The 25462-nt window shown below is 60.0% G+C and carries 20 protein-coding genes; 14 read left to right on the top strand and 6 right to left on the bottom strand.

Annotation, left to right across the window (positions count from 1 at the left end):
* The first annotated feature begins 43 nt into the window (after nucleotides 1-43).
* The 4 genes from AD930_RS08685 (at nucleotide 44) to AD930_RS08670 (ending at nucleotide 9448) form a co-directional block, all read left to right on the top strand.
* Nucleotides 44-1492 (top strand): NAD(P)-dependent oxidoreductase, encoded by a 1449-nt coding sequence (locus AD930_RS08685; protein WP_061505999.1) that lies wholly within the window; start codon nucleotides 44-46, stop codon nucleotides 1490-1492.
* Complete coding sequence (gene gltB / locus AD930_RS08680; protein ID WP_061505930.1) at nucleotides 1492-6048, top strand: glutamate synthase large subunit; 4557 nt, start codon at nucleotides 1492-1494, stop codon at nucleotides 6046-6048. Before AD930_RS08685 ends, gltB begins: the two co-directional genes overlap by 1 nt.
* A 171-nt stretch (nucleotides 6049-6219) precedes the next feature.
* On the top strand, nucleotides 6220-8085 hold the full coding sequence (locus AD930_RS08675; RefSeq protein ID WP_082781791.1) for a M3 family oligoendopeptidase: 1866 nt from the start codon (nucleotides 6220-6222) through the stop codon (nucleotides 8083-8085).
* Between the two features lies 1 nt (nucleotide 8086).
* Complete coding sequence (locus tag AD930_RS08670) at nucleotides 8087-9448, top strand: ABC1 kinase family protein (RefSeq protein ID WP_061505928.1); 1362 nt, start codon at nucleotides 8087-8089, stop codon at nucleotides 9446-9448.
* 123 nt (nucleotides 9449-9571) lie between these two features.
* On the opposite strand, the gene AD930_RS08665 is transcribed toward AD930_RS08670, so the two are convergent.
* A complete protein-coding gene (locus AD930_RS08665; protein ID WP_061505927.1) occupies nucleotides 9572-10162 on the bottom strand; it encodes a hypothetical protein in 591 nt (196 codons plus the stop codon).
* A gap of 240 nt (nucleotides 10163-10402) precedes the next feature.
* Here AD930_RS08665 and ispH point away from each other — a divergent pair, with 240 nt between their 5' ends.
* The 6 genes from ispH (at nucleotide 10403) to AD930_RS08635 (ending at nucleotide 15599) form a co-directional block, all read left to right on the top strand.
* Nucleotides 10403-11401: a 4-hydroxy-3-methylbut-2-enyl diphosphate reductase gene (ispH, locus tag AD930_RS08660; RefSeq protein WP_043553687.1), complete on the top strand. Its 999-nt coding sequence runs from the start codon at nucleotides 10403-10405 to the stop codon at nucleotides 11399-11401.
* Nucleotides 11402-11416: 15 nt separating this feature from the next.
* Nucleotides 11417-12391, top strand: coding sequence for a homoserine kinase (locus AD930_RS08655; RefSeq protein ID WP_061505926.1), 975 nt, complete (start codon nucleotides 11417-11419; stop codon nucleotides 12389-12391).
* The gene (gene rnhA / locus AD930_RS08650) at nucleotides 12375-12887 is read left to right on the top strand and encodes a ribonuclease HI (RefSeq protein ID WP_061505925.1); all 513 of its coding nucleotides are present in this window, start codon (nucleotides 12375-12377) and stop codon (nucleotides 12885-12887) included. The genes AD930_RS08655 and rnhA overlap by 17 nt, the downstream gene beginning before the upstream one ends.
* A 24-nt stretch (nucleotides 12888-12911) precedes the next feature.
* Nucleotides 12912-13478, top strand: coding sequence for an RBBP9/YdeN family alpha/beta hydrolase (locus AD930_RS08645; RefSeq protein ID WP_061505924.1), 567 nt, complete (start codon nucleotides 12912-12914; stop codon nucleotides 13476-13478).
* A gap of 12 nt (nucleotides 13479-13490) precedes the next feature.
* Nucleotides 13491-13994, top strand: a complete 504-nt coding sequence (locus AD930_RS08640) for a peptide deformylase (RefSeq protein ID WP_061505923.1) — start codon at nucleotides 13491-13493, stop codon at nucleotides 13992-13994.
* Nucleotides 13995-14126: 132 nt separating this feature from the next.
* On the top strand, nucleotides 14127-15599 hold the full coding sequence (locus AD930_RS08635; RefSeq protein ID WP_061505922.1) for a hypothetical protein: 1473 nt from the start codon (nucleotides 14127-14129) through the stop codon (nucleotides 15597-15599).
* A 33-nt stretch (nucleotides 15600-15632) separates the two neighbouring features.
* Here the strand turns inward: AD930_RS08635 and AD930_RS08630 are convergent, their stop codons facing one another.
* The 5 genes from AD930_RS08630 to AD930_RS08610 all read right to left on the bottom strand — a co-directional run bounded on the left by AD930_RS08630 (nucleotide 15633) and on the right by AD930_RS08610 (nucleotide 20741).
* Complete coding sequence (locus AD930_RS08630) at nucleotides 15633-16613, bottom strand: peptidoglycan -binding protein (RefSeq protein WP_061505921.1); 981 nt, start codon at nucleotides 16611-16613, stop codon at nucleotides 15633-15635.
* A gap of 2 nt (nucleotides 16614-16615) precedes the next feature.
* Nucleotides 16616-17668 carry a hypothetical protein gene (locus AD930_RS08625; protein WP_061505920.1) on the bottom strand — a complete coding sequence of 351 codons (1053 nt, stop codon included), beginning with the start codon at nucleotides 17666-17668 and terminating at the stop codon, nucleotides 16616-16618.
* A gap of 32 nt (nucleotides 17669-17700) precedes the next feature.
* Nucleotides 17701-18516, bottom strand: coding sequence for an OmpA family protein (locus tag AD930_RS08620; RefSeq protein ID WP_061505919.1), 816 nt, complete (start codon nucleotides 18514-18516; stop codon nucleotides 17701-17703).
* A 134-nt stretch (nucleotides 18517-18650) separates the two neighbouring features.
* Entirely contained in the window at nucleotides 18651-19472 is an 822-nt protein-coding gene (locus AD930_RS08615; RefSeq protein WP_052404084.1) for an NAD kinase, read from the bottom strand.
* 57 nt (nucleotides 19473-19529) lie between these two features.
* On the bottom strand, nucleotides 19530-20741 hold the full coding sequence (locus AD930_RS08610; RefSeq protein ID WP_061505918.1) for a glycosyltransferase family 4 protein: 1212 nt from the start codon (nucleotides 20739-20741) through the stop codon (nucleotides 19530-19532).
* Nucleotides 20742-20848: 107 nt separating this feature from the next.
* On the opposite strand from AD930_RS08610, the gene AD930_RS08605 reads away from it, so the two are divergent.
* From AD930_RS08605 to infC, 4 genes are all read left to right on the top strand, one after another.
* Nucleotides 20849-21730 carry a tetratricopeptide repeat protein gene (locus tag AD930_RS08605; protein ID WP_244150541.1) on the top strand — a complete coding sequence of 294 codons (882 nt, stop codon included), beginning with the start codon at nucleotides 20849-20851 and terminating at the stop codon, nucleotides 21728-21730.
* A 14-nt stretch (nucleotides 21731-21744) separates the two neighbouring features.
* On the top strand, nucleotides 21745-22659 hold the full coding sequence (locus AD930_RS08600) for a glycosyltransferase family 9 protein (protein WP_061505997.1): 915 nt from the start codon (nucleotides 21745-21747) through the stop codon (nucleotides 22657-22659).
* A 36-nt stretch (nucleotides 22660-22695) separates the two neighbouring features.
* Nucleotides 22696-24627 carry a threonine--tRNA ligase gene (thrS, locus tag AD930_RS08595; protein WP_061505917.1) on the top strand — a complete coding sequence of 644 codons (1932 nt, stop codon included), beginning with the start codon at nucleotides 22696-22698 and terminating at the stop codon, nucleotides 24625-24627.
* Between the two features lie 171 nt (nucleotides 24628-24798).
* Entirely contained in the window at nucleotides 24799-25320 is a 522-nt protein-coding gene (gene infC, locus AD930_RS08590) for a translation initiation factor IF-3 (RefSeq protein WP_043553587.1), read from the top strand.
* Nucleotides 25321-25462 lie beyond the last annotated feature (142 nt).

Below are 25462 nucleotides of genomic sequence, written 5' to 3'. Positions count from 1 at the left end.
GCGAGGTCTGTCTGACGCGCGCCCTGTCTCCGGGGAACGCCTTATGACCACACCCATGCTGAAATTTGTCTCTGTCGCTCAAAAGCAGCCTGATAAGCGCACAGCGCAGGCGCGACGGGCGGATTTTGCGGAGATTTACGAAGATTTTTCTCCCGCTGCGGCTGGTGAGCAGGCCAGTCGGTGCTCCCAGTGCGGCGTGCCGTTCTGTTCCGTGCATTGCCCGCTGGGCAACAATATCCCGGACTGGCTGATGCTGACGGCGGAAGGGCGGCTGGAAGAAGCCTATGAAGTCTCTTCCGCGACCAATACGTTCCCCGAAATTTGTGGCCGCATCTGCCCGCAGGACCGCCTGTGTGAAGGCAACTGCGTGATCGAGCCCGGGTTTGAGAGCGTCACCATTGGTGCGGTCGAGCGCTATATTACCGATACGGCCTTTGAGAATAACTGGGTCAAACCCACCCGCCCTGTGCGGGAACGCACGGAATCCGTCGGGATTGTTGGAGCTGGGCCTGCTGGTCTGGCTGCAGCTGAGCGTCTGCGGGCTTCAGGGTATCAGGTGCATGTGTATGACCGGTATGACCGCGTGGGCGGCCTGCTGGTTTACGGTATCCCCGGATTTAAGTTGGAAAAAGAGATTGTCGCGCGCCGTCATGCGCTGCTGGAAGAAAGCGGCGTGACGTTCCATCTGGGGCAGGGGGTTGGCAGTGGTGAGGGTGATCTGTCCTTTGCTGAGCTGCGCAGCCGCCATCAGGCCGTTCTGATCGCCACCGGGGTTTACAAATCCCGCGAGATTGGCGGCCCCGGTGCCGGGCTGGCTGGCATTGAGCGCGCTCTGGATTACCTGACCGCCTCTAACCGTCGCTCTCTGGGCGATACATTGCCGGACGATGCGCAGGCGCTGGATGCCAAAGGCAAGAATGTCGTGGTGCTGGGTGGTGGCGATACCGCCATGGACTGCGTGCGCACGGCCATTCGTCAGGGTGCCAAATCCGTCAAATGTCTGTACCGGCGTGACAAGGCCAACATGCCGGGGTCCGCGCGGGAAGTGAAAAACGCGGAAGAAGAAGGCGTTGAATTTGTCTGGCTCTCCGCACCGGAAGCGTTTCTGGGCGATGACCATGTGACCGGCGTGCGCGCTACGCGCATGAAGCTGGGCCTGCCGGATGGCACAGGCCGCCAGTCCGTCGAGCCGCTGGAAGGCAGCTCCTTCACGCTGGACGCGGATCTGGTGATTACCGCTCTGGGGTTTGACCCGGAACCGCTGCCGCAGTTGTGGGGCCAGCCGGACCTTGCCGTCTCCCGCTGGGGCACGCTCAAGGTGGGGCATGACAACTTTATGACCACTCTGCCGGGTGTGTTTGCCGCAGGCGATATTGTGCGCGGGGCCAGTCTGGTGGTGTGGGCTATTCGCGATGGTCGGGATGCGGCGGAACGCATTCATCAATGGATTGAAACACACGCAACGGCGCAGACCGTGGCGGAGCAGGGATAATGGGCATGCAGAAGCATCCTGACACCACGCATGGTGAAAGCGCCAAAGAGTTTTTTGAAGCGTGGGACAACAATGTTGCCGCTCTGGACGGCCTGTATGACCCGGCTGATGAACGGGATTCCTGTGGCGTTGGTTTGGTTGCCGCATTAGACGGCAAGCAGCGTCGTGACGTGGTGGAAGCTGGTATTGCTGCCCTGAAAGCCATCTGGCATCGCGGTGCGGTGGATGCCGATGGAAAAACCGGTGATGGTGCCGGCATCCATGTGGAAATCCCGCAGAATTTCTTTGCTGATGCGATCACCAGCACGGGTGATCAGCCGGTAGAAGGTGCGATCATCGCCGTTGGGCAGGTGTTTCTGCCCAAAACGGATCTGGTCGCGCAGGAACAGTGCCGTCAGATTATCGAGACAGAAATTCTGGCTTTCGGCTACGGCATTTACGGCTGGCGTCAGGTGCCGATTGATACGGCCTGTATTGGTGAAAAAGCCAACGCAACACGCCCGGAAATTGAACAGATCATGATCCGCAACCTGCCGGGTACGGCAGAGGAAGCGTTTGAGCGGGATCTGTACGTTATCCGTCGGCGGATTGAAAAAGCGGCAATTGCAGCGCAGGTGGATCTGTATATCTGCTCTCTGTCCTGCCGCTCGATCATCTATAAAGGCATGTTCCTGGCCGAGCATCTGACCGAGTTCTATCCGGATCTGCTGGATGAGCGCTTTGTCAGCCGCTTTGCTATTTATCATCAGCGTTATTCCACCAACACCTTCCCCACATGGAAGCTGGCACAGCCGTTCCGTCGTCTGGCGCATAATGGTGAAATCAACACCATTTCCGGCAACATCAACTGGATGAAAAGCCACGAAACGCGGCTGTCTCACCCGGATCTGGACCCGTGGATGAAGGACATCAAGCCGCTGGTGCAGGCGGGTGGGTCCGATACAGCGACGCTGGATAACGTGTTTGAACTGCTGACTTTTGCCGGGCGTGATGCGCCTGCCGCCAAGGCGCTGATGATTCCCGCCAGCGTGGGCGGGAATTCTCTGATGAAGCAGTCCCACCGTGACATGTTTGCCTATTGCAATGCCGTGATGGAACCATGGGACGGCCCGGCCGCCCTGTGCGCCACGGATGGCCGCTGGGTGATTGCTGGTCTGGATCGGTCCGGTCTACGGCCGCTGCGCTATACGGTGACAGACGATAATCTGCTGATTGTCGGGTCTGAAACCGGCATGGTGCGTGTGCCTGAAAGCAATGTTGCCAAACGCGGGCGGCTTGGCCCGGGCGATGTGATCGGCGTCGATCTGCAGGAAGCGCGTCTGTATGGCAATGAGGAGCTGCTGGATCTTCTGGCCTCGCGTCAGGACTTCTCCTCATGGGTCGGCGGTATTCAGAAAATTGGCTGTATTGTCCGCTCAGATGTGAAAGAGCCTGTTCTCTATCAGGGTGATGAACTGCGCCGCCGCCAGCTGGCTGTGGGCACCACGCTGGAAGAGCTGGAAGCCATCCTGCACCCGATGGTGGAAACCGGGACAGAAGCCATTGGCTCCATGGGCGATGATACGCCTCTGGCCGTGCTGTCTCCGCGTTTCCGTGGTCTGTCGCATTATTTCCGGCAGGGCTTTAGCCAGGTGACCAATCCGCCGATTGATTCCCTGCGTGAATCCCGCGTGATGAGCCTTGCCACACGTCTGGGAAATCTGGGGAATATTCTGGATCAGTCCGCAGAGCAGTGTGAAATGCTGCAACTGCCCAGCCCGGTTCTGACATCGGGTGAGTATGAAGCGCTGCGTAATTTCTGCGGCACGTCCGGCTGCCTGATTGACTGCTCCTTCCCGGCGAAGGAAGGTGAGGCTGGCCTGCGTGAAGCCATTGCCCGCATCCGGCGTGAGGCAGAAGAAAGCGTGCGCGGTGGCTGCACGCATGTGTTCCTGACGGATGAAAACCAGTCTCCGGACCGGGCCTATATCCCGATGATTCTGGCGACGGCAGCGGTTCATACGCATCTTGTCCGTAACTCCCTGCGCACCTTCACGTCTCTGAACGTGCGGGCGTCCACCACGCTGGATGTGCATTCCATTGCGGTGACCATCGGGGTTGGCGCGACCACGGTTAACCCGTATCTGGCTCAGGAATGTATTGCGGACCGGCATCGCCGCGGGCTGTTTGGTAAGCTCTCTCTGCGTGAGTGCATGGAGCGTTACCGTAAGGCCGTGGATAAAGGCCTGCTCAAGATCATGTCCAAAATGGGCATTTCGATCGTGGCGTCTTATCGCGGTGGCTGTAACTTTGAGGCCGTAGGTCTTTCCCGCGCGCTGACGGCGGAATTCTTCCCCGGCATGCCCTCCCGCATTTCCGGTATTGGTCTACCCGGTATTGCCCGCAATGTGCTGACCTTCCATCAGGAAGCATGGGATTCTGCGTCTCTTGCCCTCCCTGTCGGTGGTTTTTATAAACTGCGTCGCAAGGGCGAGCAGCATGCGTTTGATGGTACGCTGATCCACATGCTCCAGACCGCTGTGGCGAGTGACAGCTTTACTATCTACAAGCGGTATGCGGACGCCGTGCGGGCACAACCGCCGGTGGCGCTGCGTGATCTGCTGGACTTTAGGGAAGGGCGCACGCCCATTCCGGTAGAGGAAGTGGAAAGCATTACGCAGTTGCGCAAACGCCTGATCTCACCAGCTATTTCTTTGGGGGCACTGAGCCCGGAAGCGCATGAGACGCTCTCCATTGCCATGAACCGGATTGGTGCGAAATCTGATTCTGGTGAGGGCGGGGAAGATCCGGAACGCGCAAAACCGCGCCCAAATGGCGATAATGCCTCTTCCGCCATCAAGCAGGTGGCGTCCGGTCGCTTTGGTGTGACGGCGCAGTATCTGAATGACTGCCGTGAACTGGAAATTAAGGTCGCACAAGGTGCTAAACCGGGTGAAGGTGGTCAGCTGCCGGGCTTTAAGGTCACGGGGCTGATTGCCAAGCTGCGTCATGCCACACCGGGTGTAACTCTTATTTCTCCGCCGCCGCATCACGATATTTACTCGATCGAAGATCTGGCTCAGCTCATTTATGATCTGAAGCAGATCAACCCGGATGCGACGGTAACCGTCAAGCTGGTGGCGCGTTCCGGCATTGGTACCATTGCAGCGGGTGTGGCGAAGGCGAAGGCCGATGCTATTCTGATTTCCGGCCATTCCGGTGGCACAGGGGCCAGCCCGCTGACCTCCGTGAAATATGCCGGTCTGCCGTGGGAGCTGGGTCTGGCAGAAGCGCATCAGGTGCTGATGCTCAACCGTCTGCGGCACCGCGTAAAGCTGCGCACGGATGGTGGCATCAAGACCGGGCGTGATGTGGTGATTGCCGCCATGCTGGGTGCGGAAGAGTTCGGTATTGGCACGGCCAGCCTTGTGGCCATGGGCTGCATCATGGTGCGCCAGTGCCACTCTAACACCTGTCCGGTGGGCGTGTGCTCGCAGGATGAGGCGATGCGCCAGAAGTTTGAAGGTACGCCGGAGAAGGTTATCAACCTGTTCTCCTTCATTGCTGAAGATGTGCGCAATATTCTGGCGTCTCTGGGCTTCCGCAGCCTGAACGAAGTGATCGGCCGGACCGATCTGCTGCGTCAGGTTTCTCGTGGCGCAGATTATCTGGATGATCTGGACCTCAACTCCCTGCTCTCACAGGCAGATCCCGGCCCGTTTGCGCGCTATTGCACGCTGGAAGGCCGCAACGAGGTGCCGGATACGCTGGATGCGCAGATGATCAGCGATGCAAAACCGCTGTTCGACCACGGTGAGAAAATGCAGCTGCACTACAACGTGCAGAACACGCAGCGTGCCATTGGCACCCGCATGTCGTCTCTCATTGTGCGTAAGTTTGGCATGACGACACTGGCGCCGGGCCATCTGACGGTGCGTCTGCGCGGGTCTGCCGGGCAGTCTCTGGGGGCGTTTGCCGTGCAGGGGCTGAAGCTGGAAGTGCTGGGCGATGCCAACGACTATGTCGGCAAAGGGCTTTCCGGCGCGACCATCACCGTGCGGCCTTCTCCGTCTTCCCGTCTTGTCAGCAACCAGAACGCCATTATTGGCAACACGGTGCTGTATGGCGCGACGGCAGGGGAGCTTTATGCCTCCGGGCAGGCGGGTGAACGCTTTGCCGTGCGTAACTCTGGTGCGGTGGCCGTGGTGGAAGGCTGCGGGTCCAACGCCTGTGAGTATATGACGGGCGGCACCGTGGTTGTGCTGGGCGAAATTGGCGACAATTTTGGCGCAGGCTTTACCGGCGGCATGGCGTTTGTGCTGGATGATAGCACCACCTTTGAAAAGCGCGTTAATCCGGAATCCCTGTTCTGGACACGGGTGACGGACGAGCGCTGGGCGGAGGAACTGCGGCGTCTTGTTGAGCGGCATGTGGAAGAAACCGGCTCCCCTTATGCAACAAACTTGCTGCATAAATGGAACGATGTCCTGCCGCGCTTCTGGCAGATTGTGCCAAAAGACTATGCGCGCATCATCGGCTTTAGCCTGCCGGAAGCAGAGCTGGCCAAGTCTGCCTGATCAGGCTTTTGCCTGACAAAGAGGATGGTCCCGAAAGATCTGTTTCTGCCTTATGAGCGCGTAAGGCAGAGAGGTCTTTCGGGCCGTGCTGAGTGCGCAGTTTGACCTGCGCCGTATGTGAACCCCGATTGCGTTCACATGTACTCGCCTCATGCTAAATTGCGCGATAGGATGCCGCCTATGAAACATACAGCGCATTCTCACCGTTCGTCTCAGCTTCCGGCCTTTGCTGCGGAAGCCGGGGCTGTGGCCGCAACCAGTGCCGCGCCGGGGCAGGAGGCTTCCACCCTTCCGCGCTGGGACCTTTCGGCTCTCTATAACAGTATGGAAGATCCGGCGATCAAGCAGGATCTGACTCAGGCTGAACAGCAGGCCAAAGAGTTTGCCTCCCGTTATCAGGGCAAGCTGGCAGGTCTGTCCGGTGCTGAGGTGGCGGAAGCCATCCACACCTGTGAGGCGATTGAGGAGATACTGGGCAAGGCAGGGTCCTATGCCTCGCTGCTGTTTGCCGCGAATTCGTCCGATCCGGAAATCAGCCGTTTCAGCCAGTCCATCAGTGAAAAACTGACGGATATTTCCACGCATCTGCTGTTCTTTACGCTGGAACTCAACCGGCTGGATGATGCCGATCTGGCGCAGAAAATGCAGGACCCGGCTCTGGCGCACTGGAAGCCGTTTCTGGATGATACGCGCCTGTTCCGCCCGCATCAGCTTTCTGATGAGGTCGAGAAAGTTCTGCTGGAAAAATCCGTAACGGGTGCGCAGTCCTGGTGCCGCCTGTTTGATGAGACGATTGCCGCCCTGCGCGTCACACTGGATGGCAAGGAAATGCCGGTGGGCGATGCGCTGAACTGCCTGTCCGATTCGGATCGGTCTGTGCGTGAGAAGGCCGGCAAAGCTGTGGGCAAGGTGTTTGGTGAGAATGTGCGGCTGTTCGCCCTCATCACCAACACGCTGGCCAAGGATAAAGCTATTTCTGACGGCCTGCGCCATTACGCCCGTCCCACATCCTCCCGCAACCTGTCCAACATGGTTGAGGACGAAGTGGTGGATGCGCTGGTCTCCGCCGTGCGGGAAGATTATCCGCGCCTTGCACACCGCTATTACGCCCTGAAGGCGAAATGGATGGGGCTGGATAAGCTGGAGCATTGGGACCGCAACGCGCCGCTGCCCGGCTGTGAAGACCGTAAAATCCCGTGGGATGAAGCTAAGCAGATTGTGCAGAAAGCCTATGATGGCTTTGACCCGCGCATGGGCAAGGTGATCAACACCTTCCTGACGCATCCGTGGATTGATGTGCCGCCTGCTCCCGGCAAGTCTCCGGGCGCGTTTGCCCACCCCACCGTGCCGTCTGCGCATCCGTTTATCCTGCTGAACTATCATGGCCGCACGCGGGATGTGATGACGCTGGCGCATGAGCTGGGCCATGGCGTGCATCAGGTTCTGGCGGCAAAGCAGGGGTACTTCCAGTCCAATACTCCGCTGACGCTTGCGGAAACGGCCAGTGTGTTTGGGGAAATGCTGACCTTCCAGTCTCTGCTGGATGCGGAAACTGACCCGGCCCGCAAGCGTACGCTGCTGGCAGGTAAGGTGGAGGATATGCTCAACACCGTAGTGCGCCAGATTGCGTTCTACGAGTTTGAAACCCGTGTGCATGATGAGCGTAAATCCGGTGAGCTCCTGCCGGAACGGATTGGTGAAATCTGGTTGCAGGTGCAGACGGAAAGCCTCGGGCCGATCTTCAATTTCACGCCCGAATATGACGTCTTCTGGGCGTATATCCCGCACTTCATCCATTCACCGTTCTATGTTTATGCGTACGCGTTTGGCGATTGTCTGGTGAATGCGCTGTATGGCGTGTTCAGTGAGGGCGCACCGGGCTTCCAGGACAAATATATTGCCATGCTGGAAGCGGGTGGCACCAAACGCCACAAGGAACTGCTGGCACCGTTCGGGCTGGATGCGTCCGACCCGGGCTTCTGGCGCAAGGGGCTGGATGTGATCTCTGGCTTTATCGATCAGCTGGAGCAGGCGTAACATGGCCGAACGGGATATGGACAATAGCGGCGTTTTTGGTGAATTGCGCCGCATGGTCCAGACAACCGGCACCGTGGGTGGCATTGCCGCCCGCCTTGCCGGGCACAAAATCGGGATTCGCTCAGGCGGGGCCTCGCATGCGGAAGATCTGAAATCCATTCTCGGTGGCCTGAAAGGGCCGCTGATGAAGGCCGCTCAGCTTCTTTCCACCATCCCCGGCGCGCTGCCGGATGAATATGCGGAAGAACTGGCCCAGTTGCAGGCCAACGCGCCGCCTATGGGCTGGAACTTTGTGCGCCGCCGTATGACGGCGGAGTTGGGGGCTGGCTGGGAACGGAATTTCCGCTCCTTTGGGCGGGAAGCCGCAGCCGCGGCCAGTCTTGGGCAGGTACATAAAGCCGTGCTGGCCGATGGCCGGCAGGTGGCGTGCAAGCTGCAATACCCGGACATGAATGCGGCGGTGGAAGCCGACCTGCGCCAGTTCCGTATGGCGATTGGGGTTTATCACCGGCTTGATAACGCCATCCGTCAGGATGACGTGGTGGAGGAACTTGCTGAGCGCCTGCGTGAAGAGCTGGATTATCTGCGTGAAGCCGCCAACATGCGGCTGTATCGGACCGCTCTGGCTGACTGCCCGGAAGTGACGGTGCCGGCTCCGATTGATGAACTCTGCACCCGCCGCCTGCTGACTATGGAGTGGGTCAACGGGCGCGGTCTGAACGCAGTTATTCAGGAAGGCCTGACGGAAGAGCAGAAGCAGAAGATTGCCCGCACACTGTTCCGCGCCTGGTATGTGCCGCTGTATCAGTATGGAGTGGTGCATGGAGACCCCCATATGGGGAACTTCACCGTGCGGGATGATTACGGGCTGAACCTGCTGGACTTTGGCGCGATCCGGATTTTCAATCCGTCCTTCATCAAAGGGAATCTCGACCTCTACCGGGCCTTGCAGACCAAGGATAAGGAACTGGCCACGCAGGCTTATGCCGCGTGGGGCTTTACGGACCTGACCCCGGAAAAGATCGACGTTCTGAACGAGTGGGCCGGGTTCCTGTATGAACCGCTGATGGACAACCGCGTGCGGTATATTCAGGAAGGCAACAATCCCGCTCTGGGGCGTGAAATCCTGTCCAAAGTGCATGAAGGCCTGCAACGCACAGGCGGCGTGCGCCTGCCGCGGGAATTTGTGCTGGTGGACCGTTCCGCCGTGGGGCTGGGCTCAGTCTTCATGCGTCTGAAGGTGAAGATGAACTGGTACGAGCTCTTTCATGAGATCGTGCAGGACTTTGATGAAGCAGCCTTGGCTGCCCGCCAGAAAGCTGCCGTTGAGGCTGCGCGCTTTCCGGCAACGTCTGCCAGCTAACTGCTCTGTCCGGGTTAGTCCTGTAAGCCTGCTCTGCGGTTTCCCCTTTAAGGGGTAGCAGAGCAGGCTGGCAGCCATCCGCACCGGCACACGTGTCGGGCGGGAAGGCTGCCGTTTCAGGCTTCAGTAAGCCTGATAATCCACTTTTTTCAGATGTTTTTCGTTATAATCCAGCTGCTCTTTGGTGAGCTGGAAGCCCACTTCAAACCGATAATCCGAGTCTATATTCTTGGGCGGAATGGGCAGATCGACCGTCACGACCTTGCTGTCGCTCGTAATGCTGGAGAGGTTGGCCGGGAACTGGAACGTGTGTTTGAACACATGCTTGTTCACAATCCGGTCCCCATGCAGCACGGCAATAAACCAGGGTAGCGTGACGGTGCTGCCAGCCGCTGCCGGCCCGTGGTTGACCACAAAACGCAATGCGATTCGGGTTTTCAGATCCTTCGGCCCGGCACCCAGACAATCCCCCTGCAGTTTCAGGATGCTTGCTCGCGTGATCAGGTGCGGGAAGGTCGCGGTCTTGCCGTCATACAGATAGTAATCCGCAGCTTCCGGCGGGATATGCGTGAGCGGGCAGGAGGGGGCGAAGGCAATGGAGGCATTTTCCTCATCCCCGCAGCCACCAAGGGTGGTCAGCAGGCCAAGAGCCGCAAGACCTGACACCGCAAAGCGGGGCAGCAGGCGGCGTGGATGAGAAAGGTCTTGGGACATGTGCAAATCCGGAATTATCGGTTAGAGGGGGTTGAACAGATAAAAAACGAGCAAAACATAGACATCAAGCAGGGTTGTGCAGGCCACAATGCCGGAAAACGGGTTGCATCACCACCTCGCTTTGCGTAGGCCATGGCCACGGTGACCGCGACCTGCTCAGGGTTTCGGGCATAGCCTACCTTACTTATGCTTCTTATAGCTGTTTTTTCTATACCGTCCGCCGCAAGTTTGGGGAACACCATGCCCGATCAAACTCCCGCCGCCACACAGGAGCCCGCACAGGCCCCGCATGGCAAGTCTCTTAAGGTTCTTCTCGCTGGTCCGCGTGGGTTCTGCGCCGGGGTAGACCGCGCAATCCGCGTGGTGGAAGAAGCCATCCGTCGCTACGGCGCACCTGTTTATGTGCGTCATGAAATTGTCCACAACCGTACGGTTGTGGAAGCTCTGGAAGCGCAGGGTGCCATTTTTGTCGAGGAACTGGATGAGGTTCCGCCTGATGGCCACGTCGTATTCTCTGCCCATGGTGTGCCCAAAACGGTCCCGGCTGAGGCGGAACGCCGCAACCTGCTGTATCTGGATGCAACCTGCCCGCTGGTGTCCAAAGTGCACCGCGAGGCCGAGCGTCATTTTGCCGGCGGTGGCCCGGAAAGCCGCCATATCCTGATGATCGGCCATGCCGGGCATCCGGAAGTGGTGGGCACCATGGGCCAGCTGCCCGTCGGTGCGGTTACGCTGATTAACGATGCGGAAGAAGCCCGCACCGTGCAGCCGGCTGACCCCTCCCGTCTGGCCTTTATCACGCAGACCACGCTCTCCGTAGATGATACGGCTGAGATCGTGGACATCCTGCGCGAACGCTTCCCGTTGATTGAAGGGCCGAAGCGCGAGGATATTTGCTACGCCACCACCAACCGTCAGGAAGCCGTGAAGGCCATTGCGCCGGAATGCGATCTGGTGATTGTGATCGGCTCCCCCAACTCCTCCAACTCCCAGCGCCTGCGGGAAGTGGCCGAGCGCTCCGGCGCACCGCGTGCTCTGCTGGTGCAGCGTCTGGATGCGCTGGACTGGTCCGTGCTGGAAGGCGTGAACACGCTGGGCATTACGGCGGGTGCCTCTGCTCCGGAAGCACTGGTGCAGGAAATGGTGGCCGAAATGGCCAAGCGTTACACCCTGTGCATTGATGAGCGCACGGTGAAGGAAGAAAGCGTGATCTTCCGCCTGCCTGCTCCTCTGGGCTGAGGGCAGCGCAGAAGGATGGCCGTTTATACAGATGTGAGCGATGAAGCCCTTGAGGCTTTTCTGAGCGATTACGCCATTGGGAATCTGGTGGCGTTTCGCGGCATTGCCGAGGGTGTGGAAAACAGCAATTTTCAGCTGCGCACCACGCAGGGGGATTTTATCCTCACGCTGTATGAAAAGCGGGTGAATGCGCAGGAACTCCCGTGGTTTCTGGGCCTGATGCAGCATCTGGCGGGGCAGGGCGTTTCCTGCCCGCAGCCGGTAGCCAGCACAGCCGGGCAGACGCTCGGTACACTCGCAGGGCGGCCTGCGGCCATTACAACGTTTCTCCCCGGTGTATGGCCGCGTAAAATCCGGCAGGAACATTGCCGCCCGCTTGGGCAGGCGCTGGCTCAGCTGCATGAGGCCGGGCGGAGCTATACGCCTGTGCGCCCCAACGCTCTGGGGCCGGATGCATGGCAGCCGCTGCTGGACTCCTGCCGGGCGGGGGCGGATGCGGTGCATCCCGGCCTGCTGGCGGAACTGGACGCGGCCTTTACGCACATTCTGCCGCACTGGCCGGGGCAGGGTGCAAATCCTACGCTCCCTCATGGGCAGATCCATGCGGATCTGTTCCCCGATAATGTTTTCTTCCTGCGAAAAACCGTCTCCGGGCTGATTGATTTCTATTTCGCCTGCACGGATTTTCTGGCCTATGACATCGCCATCTGCCTCAATGCCTGGTGTTTTGAAGGCGATGGGTCATTTAACGTCACATTCGGCCGCCAGTTGGTGCAGGGCTATGAGTCTGTGCGCCCGCTGAGTGCTGCAGAACGGCAGGCGCTGCCGGTTCTGGCCCGGGGTGCCGCCATGCGCTTCCTGCTGACGCGGCTGTATGACTGGATCAACACGCCGGCAGATGCACTGGTAACCCCTAAAGACCCGCTGGATTACCTCAAGCGCCTGCGCTTCCATCTGGCAACGGAGACGGTTGATGGCTACGGATTTTGAAATGAGCGCCCCTGCTGAGCAGTCGGCGGAACAGCCTTCTCCGCAGGTTGTGGAAGTCTGGACAGATGGCGGATGCCGCCCCAACCCCGGCCCCGGTGGCTGGGGGGTGCTGCTACGCTTTAAGGGTGTGGAGCGTGAGCTTTCCGGTGGGGAAGAAGCCACCACCAATAACCGTATGGAACTGACGGCGGCAGCAGAAGCGCTGGAAGCCCTCAAGCGTCCCTGTACGGTGCGGCTGCATACCGACAGTGAATATGTGCGCAATGGTATTACCCGCTGGCATACTGGCTGGGTGCGGCGCAACTGGCGGAATGCCTCGGGTGACCCGGTCGCTAATATGGATTTGTGGCGGCGGCTGCTGGATGCGGCCAAACAGCATGATGTCTCATGGCACTGGGTGAAGGGCCATTCCGGCGTGCCGGAAAATGAGCGCGTGGATGAACTCGCCACGGAAGCCCGGAAAACCGTTGAAGAGGCGATGAAAACCGCGAGCTGAGCGCCGCGCTGGCCGGAGCAGAAGATGCCTGATTTGTCCTCAAGACAGTATGTGATTGTCCACGGTTATCTGGCCAGTCCTGATGCGCACTGGTTTCCATGGTTTAAAGAACAGTTGGAGCAGCGTGGAGCTACGGTGACGGTACCCGCTCTGCCCTCTTCTCAGGCCCCGGAGCCTGACGCCTGGGCCGAGGCGCTGGATACGCTTTTGCCGCACCTGAACAACCAGACGGTTCTGATTGGCCACAGCCTTGGCTGCGTGACCCTCCTGCGTCACCTGATGTCCCGCCCCAAAGGGGAAACGGTTGGGGGCTATGTTCTTGTTTCCGGGTTCGACCAACATCTTCAGACTCTGCCGGCACTGAATGCCTTTACGGACACTCCTCTGGATTATGAAGACTTGCAGCGCCGGAGTGCGTTTCGGGCGTCTGTCTTTTCTGACAATGACCAGATTGTGGACCCGCGCCAGTCGCAGGCTTTGGCCGCGTCTCTGCACACCACAACGCTGGAAGTGCCCGGCGGTGGGCATTTTCTGGGGCGTGAGGGGCACGAACAGTTTCCTCAACTGCTTGATCTCCTGACGCATGCCTGACAGCTCCACGCTATGACGATTTGCCCAATTGTCCGTTTTCCGGACCAGCGTTTGCGGCAGGTGGCTGCTCCTGTGACGCTTTTTGATGAGAGCCTCTCTCTTCTCGCGCAGGATATTCTGGAGAGCATGCGGTCTGCACCGGGTATTGGCATGACCGGCCCGCACATTGGCGTAGTGCAACGTGTGGTGGTGCTGGAACTCCCCGATGTTCCGCAGCCGCAGACGTATGTGAACCCGGAAATCATCTGGATGTCAGAAGAAACCATCCGGCAGGAAGAGGGCAGCGTCTCCATGCCCGGCGTGACGGATTTGATTGATCGGGCCGCCAAAGTGCGCGTGCAGTATCAGGATCTGGACGGCGTTACTCAGGTGGAAGAGGCGGAGGGCCTGCGGGCTGCCTGCCATCAGCACGAAATTGATCAACTGAACGGGATCTTTTGGATTCAGCGGCTGTCCAGCCTGCGGCGTAAGCGTGTGGTTGCGCGGTATGAGAAACTGCTGCGGCTCCAGCGTTAACACGCCAAAGCATGGGATTGCAGACAGGCCTTCAGTCCGGTCTTCGGGCGGATGGTCTTTCGTCCCGGCGGATTGACGTAGGGGGCTTATTTCCGGAAACCTTTTGGCACCGGTTTTTCAAGAGGTTACGTCTTGCCTGTCTTCCTTAAAAAGATCAGCACATCCTGGCTTGGTTACCTCGTGGCTTTTGTGGTTCTGTCCGGCTTTTACATGTCTCTGGCTGCAACAGTGCCGCTCAATTCGGACAGCGTTTCGGCTGTGCTGGAAGCACAGGACATTCTGCATGGGAATGTTTTGCTTCATGGGTGGGATCTTTCGACAGAGCCTTATTATGTGACGGAAATTCTTCCGTACGTTGTTGTGGTTGGTCTGGCGGGCTGGCACCTGTCTTTTTACTATCTGGTGCCAGCCATGCTGATGGCCGCCATGGTGTTGCTGGCTTTCCGGCTGTGCCGGGTTATGGCGCCGAGGGGGGCATGGTTTTTTCTGGCTCTGGTGGCAGCCCCTACCGCCTTTGGTGTTCAGGTGATGCTCATCCCCTGTATCCATATGGGGGCTTATGTGGGGGTGCTGGTCTGCTGGCTGCTGATTTTTGCGCAGAACCAGCGGGGCAGGGTGGCAGTATGGAGCGCGTTTACCGCGCTTCTGATTCTGTGCCTCGCCAGTGATGATATTGTAAAATATTGCTTTGTTTTTCCCGTTCTGGGGGCCGCTGGTGTTCTGAGCGGGCAAAAGCGTCGGCTGGAACACGGCTGGCTTGTGCTGTGCCTGCTGGTGTCTCTGGGGTTGGCGCATGCGCTGAAAACCGTTTTGGCGCATAACGGCGCGTTCCATGTGCCGGGGTTGTGGACCATGTCCTTCGCCGGGCAGGAGCGGATTGGGTATAATCTGTCCGTGCTTGTTTCCGGAGTGCTGCACTTCTTCGGAGCGTATTTTTTCGGGAAAGAGTTTTCCCTCCTCGGCTCCGGGACAGAGTTGGTGCATCTGGCAGTGTTTCTGCTGGCTCTGTGGGGTGTCGTGCGGATTGCGAGGAGCAAGACACTCCGGCTTGATCTGTTTGATTACGCCGCGTTGCTGTGTATGGGCATTATGGTCGGGGCGTTTACGTTCAGTCAGTTACCGATTGATGACGCCTCAACCCGCTATCTGGTGTTCCCGTATGTGATGATGGCGCTCCTGCTGGCACGGCATACGGTTCTGCCTGCAACTGGTCGTGCGCTGGGGGTGGCGGGAGCGGCAGTCTATGCGGGGCTGAGTGTGCCTGCGCCGGCCCTGCATCTCTGGCAGACAAACCGGAATTTCCCCATCAACATGGAACTGACGCGCCTTGGTTTGACGCAAGGTTTTGCGCCTTACTGGAGTGCGGCAGTAAACAGCCTGCCCAACCCGGTGCGGATTGCACCCGTGGAATTTGGGGCGGACATCAAACCGTTTCACTTCCTGTCAAAACGGGATTGGTACACCCAAGGCGGCACTTTTTTCCTGTGTGACACACCTGCTCAGGCGGCTCAGGCTCAAACCCGTTTTGGCCCGGCCAGCAGGGTTGAGCCGGTGGACGGGCATATCCTGCTGGTGTGGGACAAAACTCTCACGCTGCCGGGTTAAGGGGCACAAAGGCCTCCCGGCAGGGAATGGATATCAGCGGTCCGTCAGGCGGAATTCAATGCGGCGGTTACGGGCGTAGGCGGCGGCATTGCTTTCCGTATCCAGCGGCTGATAGTCCGCAAAGCCGGTTGCGGCGAGATGATGCGGGTTGATCCCTTCTGCCACCAGTAGTTTGACCACCGTAATGGCGCGGGCGCTGGAGAGTTCCCAGTTGCTGGGGAAGGCGGTGTGAATGGGCTGACGATCCGCATGGCCATCGACGCGCAAAATCCACGGAATATCGGCGGGGATATGGCTGGTCACGCTTTTAAGGGTCTGGGCCAGCGTATGGATTTCTGACTGGCCTTCCTTCGAGAGGTCGGCACTGCCCACCGGGAACAGCACTTCGCTCTGGAATACAAAGCGGTCGCCCACCACATGCACGCCCTTCTGGTTGTGCAGGATATCCCGCAGGCGGCCGAAAAATTCGGAGCGATAGCGGCTGAGCTGACCGACCTTGTCCGCCAGAGCGGTATTCAGTTTGGCAGAAAGGTCACCAATGGTGGCGTCCTTGCTCTGCACGGTTTTCTGCGAGACATCGAGCGCCTGCGCCAGAGCAGCCAGCCGGGCGTTCAGGTCTGTCAGCTCATCATTCAGTTGCGTGACCCGCGTCTGGTCGGCAACGCTCAGAGCACTGGCGGCCTGTGCGGCGTTGCGGGCGGCTTCGGCCTCGGTGGTCTCGGCAGAAAGCGCCGCAGTATCGTGTGTGTGCTGGGCCTGCAGGCCGGTTACGCTGTCTTCCAGCGCATGGTTGCGGGCGTGTTCCGTATCAAGCTGGCGGGAGAGTTCTGCTGTCTGGCCTTCCAGCTTTTCCAGCACATGCTCGCGCCGGTTCAGCGCTGCGGAGAGCAGGGTTTGCCCCATGACAAACACCAGCAGCACAAAAATAACAACCATCAGCAACGTGGAAAGCGCATCCACATAGCCGGGCCAGGCATCAAGCCCGGCGTGCAGCTTTCTGCGGCGGCGGGCCATGCTCAGGGTGCTTTCCGGTCGGAGGGTGCAGTCTCGGCAGTGGCGGCAATGGTGCGGGCCAGCAGACGCAGGTCGTTCCGCAGGTCCGTGGTCATACGGGTGCGGCCTTCCTCATTGTTCTGCACCAGTGTGTGCAGCAGGCGTTCAATATTATGCAGGGCTTCGGTCTGACCTGCGGTGGATTCCAGCCGGTCGGAGAGCTTGCTCAGCACAGCGCTTTCCCGCTCCCGGCGGGCCTCACTGGTGCGGACCAGATTTTGCAGGGATTCCAGATTTTCTGCCGTCTGTTCCAGCAGTGCCTGAATATAGGCGGGGACGGAGGTCGTGCTTTCCACGCCAGAGCCGGAGGGCGCGCCAAAGCGGGTCTGTTCCGCCAGCCATTCTTCCAGTTCATTGAAGAAGCGGTTCTGCGCCTGCCCGGCGGTCAGGTCCAGAAAGCCCAGAACCAGCGCACTGGCCAGACCAAACAGAGAGCCGGAAAACGCGGTGCTCATGCCATGCAGCGGCTTGGCCAGACCGGTTTTGAGCTGCCCGAACATGGCGTCCAGATCACCCCCGCCAACGGACATATTGCTAATAACATCTGCAATGGCGGCGACTGTCAGCAGCAGGCCGTAGAAGGTGCCCAGCAGACCCAGAAAAATCAGCAGGCCCGTCAGATAACGGGAGACTTCCCGCCCTTCATCCAGCCGGCCGGAAATCGAATCCAGCACGGCCTGCATAGCGGGGGTGGAAAGGGCGGCAGGGTTGCCGCGCTGGTCCGGGCGTGTGCCAAGGGCTGTGGCTAGAGGGGCCAGCATACGCGGCGGCGGCAGAGCAGCTAAACCGGAACGGGACTGACGAATGGCATCCACCCAGCTCACTTCCGGCAACAGGCGGCGGACCATCAGGACGTTCCACAGAATGCCGATGGCCAGAATGCCCAGAATCAGACCATCAAGCAGCGGGTTGCTGAAGAACGCATCCCGCAGGGGCCGCCACAATGTTGCAGCGACAAGCGCCACACACACGAGAAACCCGATCATTCTGAAAAGATACTGTGTGGGGCGCGTCATCTGGTTCCGGTCCGGTTAGAAGAGGAAGGGCGTCAGGGTACAGAATCTGACTGGTAAATATCGATATAATCCTGCCCGCCATTTGCGGCAGGGGCTTTAGGCAGGCCGATCACGCGCAGATAAATGCGGGTGGAGGGAATGCCGCTATTCATCAGCACACTCCGTGCCGCCAGCCCGCGGGAGAGGGAAATGCGGCGTGGCATGGAGGGATCATCCACAGCGCCGGAACTGTAGGCATCAATCAGGGCCCGCACATGGGGCTTGTCTGTGAGAGACTGCGCAAAAGCCAGCAGAGCCTGATGCGTCTCCGGGTTCAGCGTGGCTGCTCCGGCAGCAAAGGTAACCCGAACGCCGCCCGGAATGGTGGACACCGTTCCGGTGGCTTTTTCATCAATGGCAGGCTGGGCGGGCATGGGGAACGGGTGGAGTTCCACATCAGGCGGCGCTGGCGTGAGTTGCGGCACCGGCGGCGGTGCAAGCGGAATGGTGGCCGGAACAGCCGGATGGGCGGGTGTGGCCGGTTTGGTGTTGCTGGCAGGCGCTGTCGTGCTGCTCGCAGGGGCCGGTGTGGTCTGCGGTGCAGCCGTAGCTGCGGCAGGCGCACTCTGCGGGGCAGGTGCAGGCGTTCCGGAATTTGCGGGCGCGGGCGTAACCGGGTGTGTCAGCGGCGGTTTGGTGACCGGCTTCGGTGCTACTCGTTTGGGCGCAGGGGCCGTCTTGTGCGCAGCCGCATGCGGGGCGGTATGAGCCGGGGCGGGCTGCTTGCTGGCCAGCTCGTCCAGCGCCTGCGTATTGGTGACAACCTGCGCATGCGCGAGCGAGGTCGGCAGCAGGAGGAGGGCGCACAATCCTGTCAGACGGCGCGGTCGGAGATGAGAGTTGTGCATTGCGGGCAAGACTAAACCAGAAGAGGGGCGGGGTGAAATGGCAGAACACCCTTCAGAGTGATCTTTTATGCGCCTAACGGGGCGAATGTAGGGCATCAGGCGGAAAACTGCTCTGCGGTAATGCGTTCGGACAGGGTTTGACCGGGGTCAAACAGCACGGTCACGGCCAGATTGCGGTCCTCATGAATATGCACGGAGACGACATCGCGGATTTCAATCGAATCAGCCACCGCCGCGACCGGGCGTTTTTCAGCTTCCAGAATGGTGAAGCCCACCTGTGCCGTAGAGGGCAGGAGCGCCCCGCGCCAGCGCCGGGGGCGGAACGGGCAGATGGGGGTCAGTGGGAGCAGATTGCCCGAAAGCGGAACAATCGGACCATGGGCAGACAGATTATAGGCGGTGGACCCGGCGGGGGTGGCGACTAAGGCACCATCGCAGATCAGCTCCGGCATGCGCACCAGACCATCCACATCCACCCGGAGCTTGGCGGCCTGACGGGTCTGGCGGAACAGGAAGACATCGTTCAGGGCCAGAGCCTCGTGCGTGTCGCCCTGCATGGTGCGGGCCGTCATACGCAGTGGGTGCAGGGTGGCGGCCTGTGTGGTGGTCAGGCGTTTGGGCAGGTTGTCTTCCAGCATCGGGTTCATCAGAAACCCGACGGAGCCGCAGTTCATGCCGTACACGGGCGCGGTGAGGTTTTGTTCCAGCACAACGCGCAGCGTTTCCAGCATGAAGCCGTCGCCCCCAAGGCAGACAACAACATCGGCTTCCCCCGGATGGCAGTTGCCATACTGGTGGGTCAGGCGGTCAAACTCATGCCGGGCGACCTCCGTCGGGGCGGCCATAAAGGCAATACGTTCCGGCACTTTGGTCAGCCCCGGTGAGGGGGCAGCGGAGGGAAGTGGAGAGCTGGTCATGGCAGGCACCCCATAGCGGGCCGGTGTCGGAAAAAGCGGGCGGGCAGGCCGCATCCCTTATCCTGCAACGGACTGATCCTGAAAGGGGGCAGGCTCATTTTTGTGGAGGTGAGTGCCCAGCAACTCATCATAAACGCTCAGGGTCGCCTGCTGCATGGCGTGGGTGGTGTAGTGGGCCAGCACAGTGGCGCGGGCGGCCCCCCCCATGGCGTGCAGGGCATCGGGCGGGGCATGCAGGACGCTGGTAATGGCCTCTGCCAGTGCCTGAACATCACCGGGGGGAACGCTCAGGCCGGTCAGGCCATGCTGAACCGTTTCCAGCGCTGCGCCATGGGCCGTCACAATTACAGGGCGTGACATGGCCTGTGCTTCCACCACCACACGTCCAAACGGTTCTGGCCGGAGGGATGGGATAACTACGAGAGCCGCTAAGGTCATGGCGGCCGGCATATCCTGACAATGTCCTGCAAACCGAACCTGTTCCGTCAGGCCGAGCGTGCGGGCATGCGCCACAAGGGCTTCCCCATACGCATGACCGGGCGGGCAGGACCCTGCAAACACGCAGACCCAGGGTGTCATGGGGGCAGTCTGTTTAACCCGTGCGAGCGCATCCAGCAGGAAGCGCTGGCCTTTCCACTCCGTCAGGCGGCCGGGCATGAGAAGAACCGGCACGCCAGCGGGCACGTCCCAGCTTTCCCCCAGCCGGTGCACCCGCTGCCCGCTGACAGCGTTCGGGCTGAACTGCGTGATATCCGCGCCACGCGGGATGATCCGCAGGCGGTCCGGCCCGACGTGATACTCCTGCGTCAGCCGCTGGCCGATATGCTGGCTGATGGCAATCACCCGGTCACCAGAGGCGAGAACGGCGTTATAGCGCTTTTTGCCGGGAAAATTGTTGGCATGCACCCCGTGCCATGTGGTGACAAAAGGGGTGCCGGTGCGGTTGCAGGCCAGCCGTGCCACCCATGCCGGGGCGCGGGAGCGGGCATGGACGAGGGCCACATTTTTCTGCCGGATAAAGCGCGCCAGCGTGCCCGCATTGCGCAGAATGGAAAGCGGGTTTTTGCTGCCACAACGGGGCAGGGTGTGGTGCTGCGCCCCCAGCCGTTCCAGCGCGGGAACCAGCCTGCCGCCTGCGCTCATCACCAGTGCGGTGCCGCCTGCCTGTGTTATGGCCTCAGCCATTTCCAGCGTGCCCCGTTCGACACCACCCTGTTCCAGAGCGGGCAGAATTTGCAGGATGACGGGGGAATGTGGCGGTATCGTCATGTTAGGGCTGTTAGCATGGTTTTCTGGCAACAGACACTCTTCCGCGAACCTCCGCTCCTCTGGCCTGACTTGACCACCCGGCTGGTATCCGCGCTATGGAAAGAGAGATGACGCATTTGTCCTTCTCTGCCCGGTCTGTTCCGGCGCGCTGCGCACCCTTTGCCGCGACACTCGGAGTGGGCTTGCTGCTGGCCGGTGTTCCGGCCTGCGCGGCCACTATCCGCTCCCATCCTCCGGTGGGGCAGGCTGGCACCGGAACGACCTCAGGCCATGACGGCAAAGAGACACCGCAGACATGGGCTCTGGCCGATTGCATGAGTATGGTGGAAGAAGACCCCTTTGGCGCGCGGGACTACGCACAGGACTGGATGAAGCACGGCGGCGACCGGGAAGCCCGGCATTGCCACGCTCTGGCCCTGCTGGAACTGGGGGATGAACTGGACGCTGCGCAGGAGCTGGATGATCTGGTACGCAAAGCGCCACCTTCCGGCCCGGAAAGTTCCGCCAGTCTGCGGGCTGTGATGGCGGAAGAGGCCGCAGAAGCCTGGCTCTCAGCAGGTAATCCGCCGGGCGCGTTGAGTATCGTTGAGTATGGCCTGTCCATTCGTCCCGAGGATACCAATTTGCGGCTCGCCAAAGCGCGGGCCCTGCTTGAGCAGGGCAATACCGGAGCAGTGGTGACGGATCTGACTGCGCTGGTGGCGCGAGGTGCAGACGCACCGCCTGAGGCGTTCGTGCTACTGGCCTCAGCCGAGCGACGGCTGGGACAACTGGATAAAGCCACCCAGCATATTTCACTGGCGTTGCAGCGGATGCCGGACAATGCCGCGGCTCTGCTGGAGCGGGGGATTATTCGCGAACAGGTGGGGGATGCCACCGGCGCACAGGCTGACTGGCAGCATGTGCTGGACCTCTCTCCTGATAGTCATGAGGCCGATCTGGCGCGGCAGGATCTGGCCGTTCTGGCTGCTGACCCGGATTCGCCGTGACACAACTCCAGAGTTTGCGCCGTATTCTGGTCATCCGGCTGGGTGCGCTGGGGGATTTTGTGCAGAGCTTCGGGCCGTTTCAGGCTATCCGGGCGGCTCATCCCACAGCCCACATTACCTTACTGACCACGTCACCCTTTGTGGAACTCGCTCGTCTTTCTCCGTGGTTTGATGCGGTAGAGGTCGATCAGCGTCCATCATGGGGCAATCTTCCGGCCTTGCTGGCGTTGCGGAAACAGCTGCGCGGTTATGACCGGGTGTACGATCTCCAGACCTCCAGCCGCACGGCCCGCTATTATGTGCTGGCCGGATGCCCGAAGACGTGGTGCGGGCATGTCGGGCACTCGCCTTTGGTACATGCCAATCCCCGGCGGAATGACATGCATACCCGCGCCCGTCAGCGTGACCAGTTGCAGCGGGCGGGGATTGCGGACGTGCCTCTGCCTGATGTCTCGTGGCTGGCAGGGCGGGGGCTGCGTCTTGATGCACCCTATGGGTTGATCGTGCCCGGAGCGTCCCCGCATCGGCCTGCTAAACGTTGGCCTGTGCGCCGGTATGCGGAACTGGCAACGTGCTTTGAAAGCCGCGGACTGCGCCCGGTGGTTGTGGGGAGTGGGGCCGATAAACCGCTGGCAGAGGCGATCCGGCAAGTCTGCCCGCAGGCGCTGGATCTGACAGGTCAGACCACTCTGCAAGAACTGGCCGGTGTGGCGGCCCGGGCGCAGGTTGCTGTGGGGAATGATACCGGGCCGATGCATCTTGCCGCCATCATGGGCTGCCCCAGCGTGGTCCTGTTCTCAGCGGACAGTAATCCGGCCCTGACAGCCCCCGTCGGGCGCGTGCCGGAGCAGGTTTGTGTGCTTTCTGTGCGGGATCTGGCGACACTTTCCGTCAACAGGGTTGCAGCCGCGCTCTCCTGCCGCCATTAAAAGCCTTTACAACCATCTGATCTCCGGAGTTCTTCCATGCCTGCCATCACCTTGCCTGACGGATCCGTTCGCAGTTTTGACGGGCCGGTCACGGGCACGGCCATTGCCGAAGCCATCGGGCCGGGGCTGGCCAAAGCGGCACTGGCCATGGAGGTCAATGGCGCACTGCAGGATATTGGTCGCTCTGTGGCCGAAGATGCCGCCGTCCGCTTCATTACCCGGAAGGACCCGGAGTCTCTGGAGATGATCCGGCATGACGCCGCCCATGTGCTGGCCGAAGCTGTGCAGTCTCTCTTTCCCGGCACGCAGGTCACCATCGGGCCGTCCATTGAAAACGGCTTTTATTACGATTTCTACCGGAACGAGCCGTTCTCACCCGAAGACTTCGCCGCCATTGAAGCGCGGATGAAGGAAATTGTGGCCAATGCCGAGCCGTTCGTGCGGGAAGTCTGGCCGCGGGATAAAGCCATCGCCTTCTTTGAAGAAAAAGGTGAGCGCTTTAAGGCTGAACTGATCCGTGATCTGCCGGAAGATGAGGATATTTCCATCTACCGTCAGGGCGAATGGATGGATCTGTGCCGTGGCCCGCATCTGCGCAACACCAAGGATGTCGGCACGGCCTTCAAACTGATGAAGGTGGCTGGCGCTTACTGGCGCGGTGACCATCGCAACCCCATGCTGACCCGTATTTACGGCACGGCCTGGCGCGACCAGAAAGAGCTGGACGCCCACCTGCACCAGCTGGAAGAAGCCGAACGCCGCGACCACCGCCGTATTGGCCGGGAAATGGACCTGTTCCATTTTCAGGAAGAAGCAGTGGGGCAGATCTTCTGGCACCATAAAGGCTGGCGTCTGTATTGCGCGCTGCAGGACTATATGCGTCGGGCGCAGACCCGTGGCGGGTATCAGGAAGTGCGCACGCCGCAGCTTCTGGACCGTGGGCTGTGGGAAGCCTCTGGCCACTGGGACAAATATCGCCACCACATGTTTGTGGCGACGGTTGAGGATGAGGATAAGACTCTCGCCCTCAAACCCATGAACTGCCCGTGCCATGTGCAGATTTTCCGCCACGGTCTGCGGTCCTACCGTGAACTGCCGATCCGTATGGCCGAATTCGGTGCATGCCATCGGTATGAGCCGTCTGGCGCGCTGCATGGGCTGATGCGTGTGCGTGGCTTTACGCAGGATGATGCGCATATTTTCTGTACAGAAGATCAGATTGCCGATGAGACCGTGCAGTTCGTGCGTATGCTGCATGACGTCTACAAGGATCTGGGCTTTGAGCATGTCCGTGTGAAATTTGCAGACCGGCCGGAACAGCGGGCGGGCAGCGATGAAACATGGGACAAGGCCGAAAGCGCGCTGAAGGAAGCGTGTGAAGTTGCCGGTGTGACGTATGAGTATAATCCGGGTGAGGGCGCGTTCTACGGGCCGAAGCTGGAGTTTGTGCTGCGTGACGCCATTGGGCGGGACTGGCAGTGCGGCACCCTGCAGGTTGACCTTGTGCTGCCGGAACGACTCGATGCCAGCTATATTGGCGAAGATTCTGCCCGTCATCGCCCGGTTATGCTGCACCGCGCGATTCTCGGCTCCTTTGAGCGCTTCCTCGGGATCCTGATCGAGCAGCATGCTGGCCGCTTCCCGCTCTGGCTTGCGCCGGTACAGGTTGTGGTGGCGTCTATCGTCAGTGATGCCGGGGCTTATGCGGAAGAAGTGGCGGCCGCCCTGCGCGCAGCCGGTCTGGCTGCGGAAGCCGATGTGCGGAATGACAAGATCAATTCCAAGATTCGCGAGCATAGCGTAGCCCGTGTGCCGCTTATTCTGGTGGTCGGCCGCCGGGAAGCGGAAGAACGGACCGTTGCCATGCGCCGGCTCGGCGGCAAAGATCAGGAAACCTTTGGGTTTGATGAGGTTGTGACCCGCATTGCCGAGGAAGCAACGCCGCCTGATCTGCGCAAAAAGGCGTGAGACTCGGCTGCTTGTTTTTGGCAGGGCTGGAATGAGTCTGTTTTCTGACCGGATATGCTTGATAAACGGCTAAGAATTGCGCACATAATAACACTGTAAGCGGAGGCACCGGGAGGTGCTTCTGTTTAGTTTTTTTATCCATGACAGGAGCTGACCATAGCCAGACCCCCTATTCCCGCGCCGCCCACCCGCGAGGGACCACGTGTTAACGAAGAGATCCGCGTACCGCAGGTTCGTCTGATTGACGAAGAAGGCGAGATGGCGGGTGTCATGTCGACCCGCGATGCACTGGCTCGCGCGTATGGCGTCGGGCTTGATCTTCTTGAGATTAGCCCGAACGCAGAACCGCCCGTTGCCAAGATTCTTGACTACGGCAAGTTCAAGTACGAGCAGCAGAAAAAGCGCAACGAAGCCCGGAAAAAGCAGAAGGTCATTGAGATCAAGGAAGTCAAGGTTCGTCCGAATATCGACGAAAATGACTACCAGGTTAAAATGCGCTCTGTGAAAAGCTTCCTGGGTGATGGCGACAAGGTGAAAGTCACCCTGCGTTTCCGTGGCCGTGAAATGGCGCATCAGGAACTGGGCATTAAGGTTCTGGAGCGTATCCGGACCGAGATGGATGAGCAGGCTAAAGTTGAGCAGATGCCGCGCCTTGAAAACCGGCAGATGATCATGGTGCTCGCACCCCGTTAAGTTCTGGTCCGGGCTGCAGGATATCCTCTTGCAGCCTGACAGACATAAAAAAGCGCCTGTGCGAGGGTAACCCGCACAGGCGCTTTTTTGTTGGAGCGTCATGCTCCCTTGGGTTTGCTGTTTAGCCTTAGCCTTAGCCTTA

This window comes from Acetobacter malorum, assembly GCF_001580615.1.
Classification (GTDB): domain Bacteria; phylum Pseudomonadota; class Alphaproteobacteria; order Acetobacterales; family Acetobacteraceae; genus Acetobacter; species Acetobacter malorum.
This window is presented reverse-complemented; position numbering and strand designations above follow the sequence as displayed.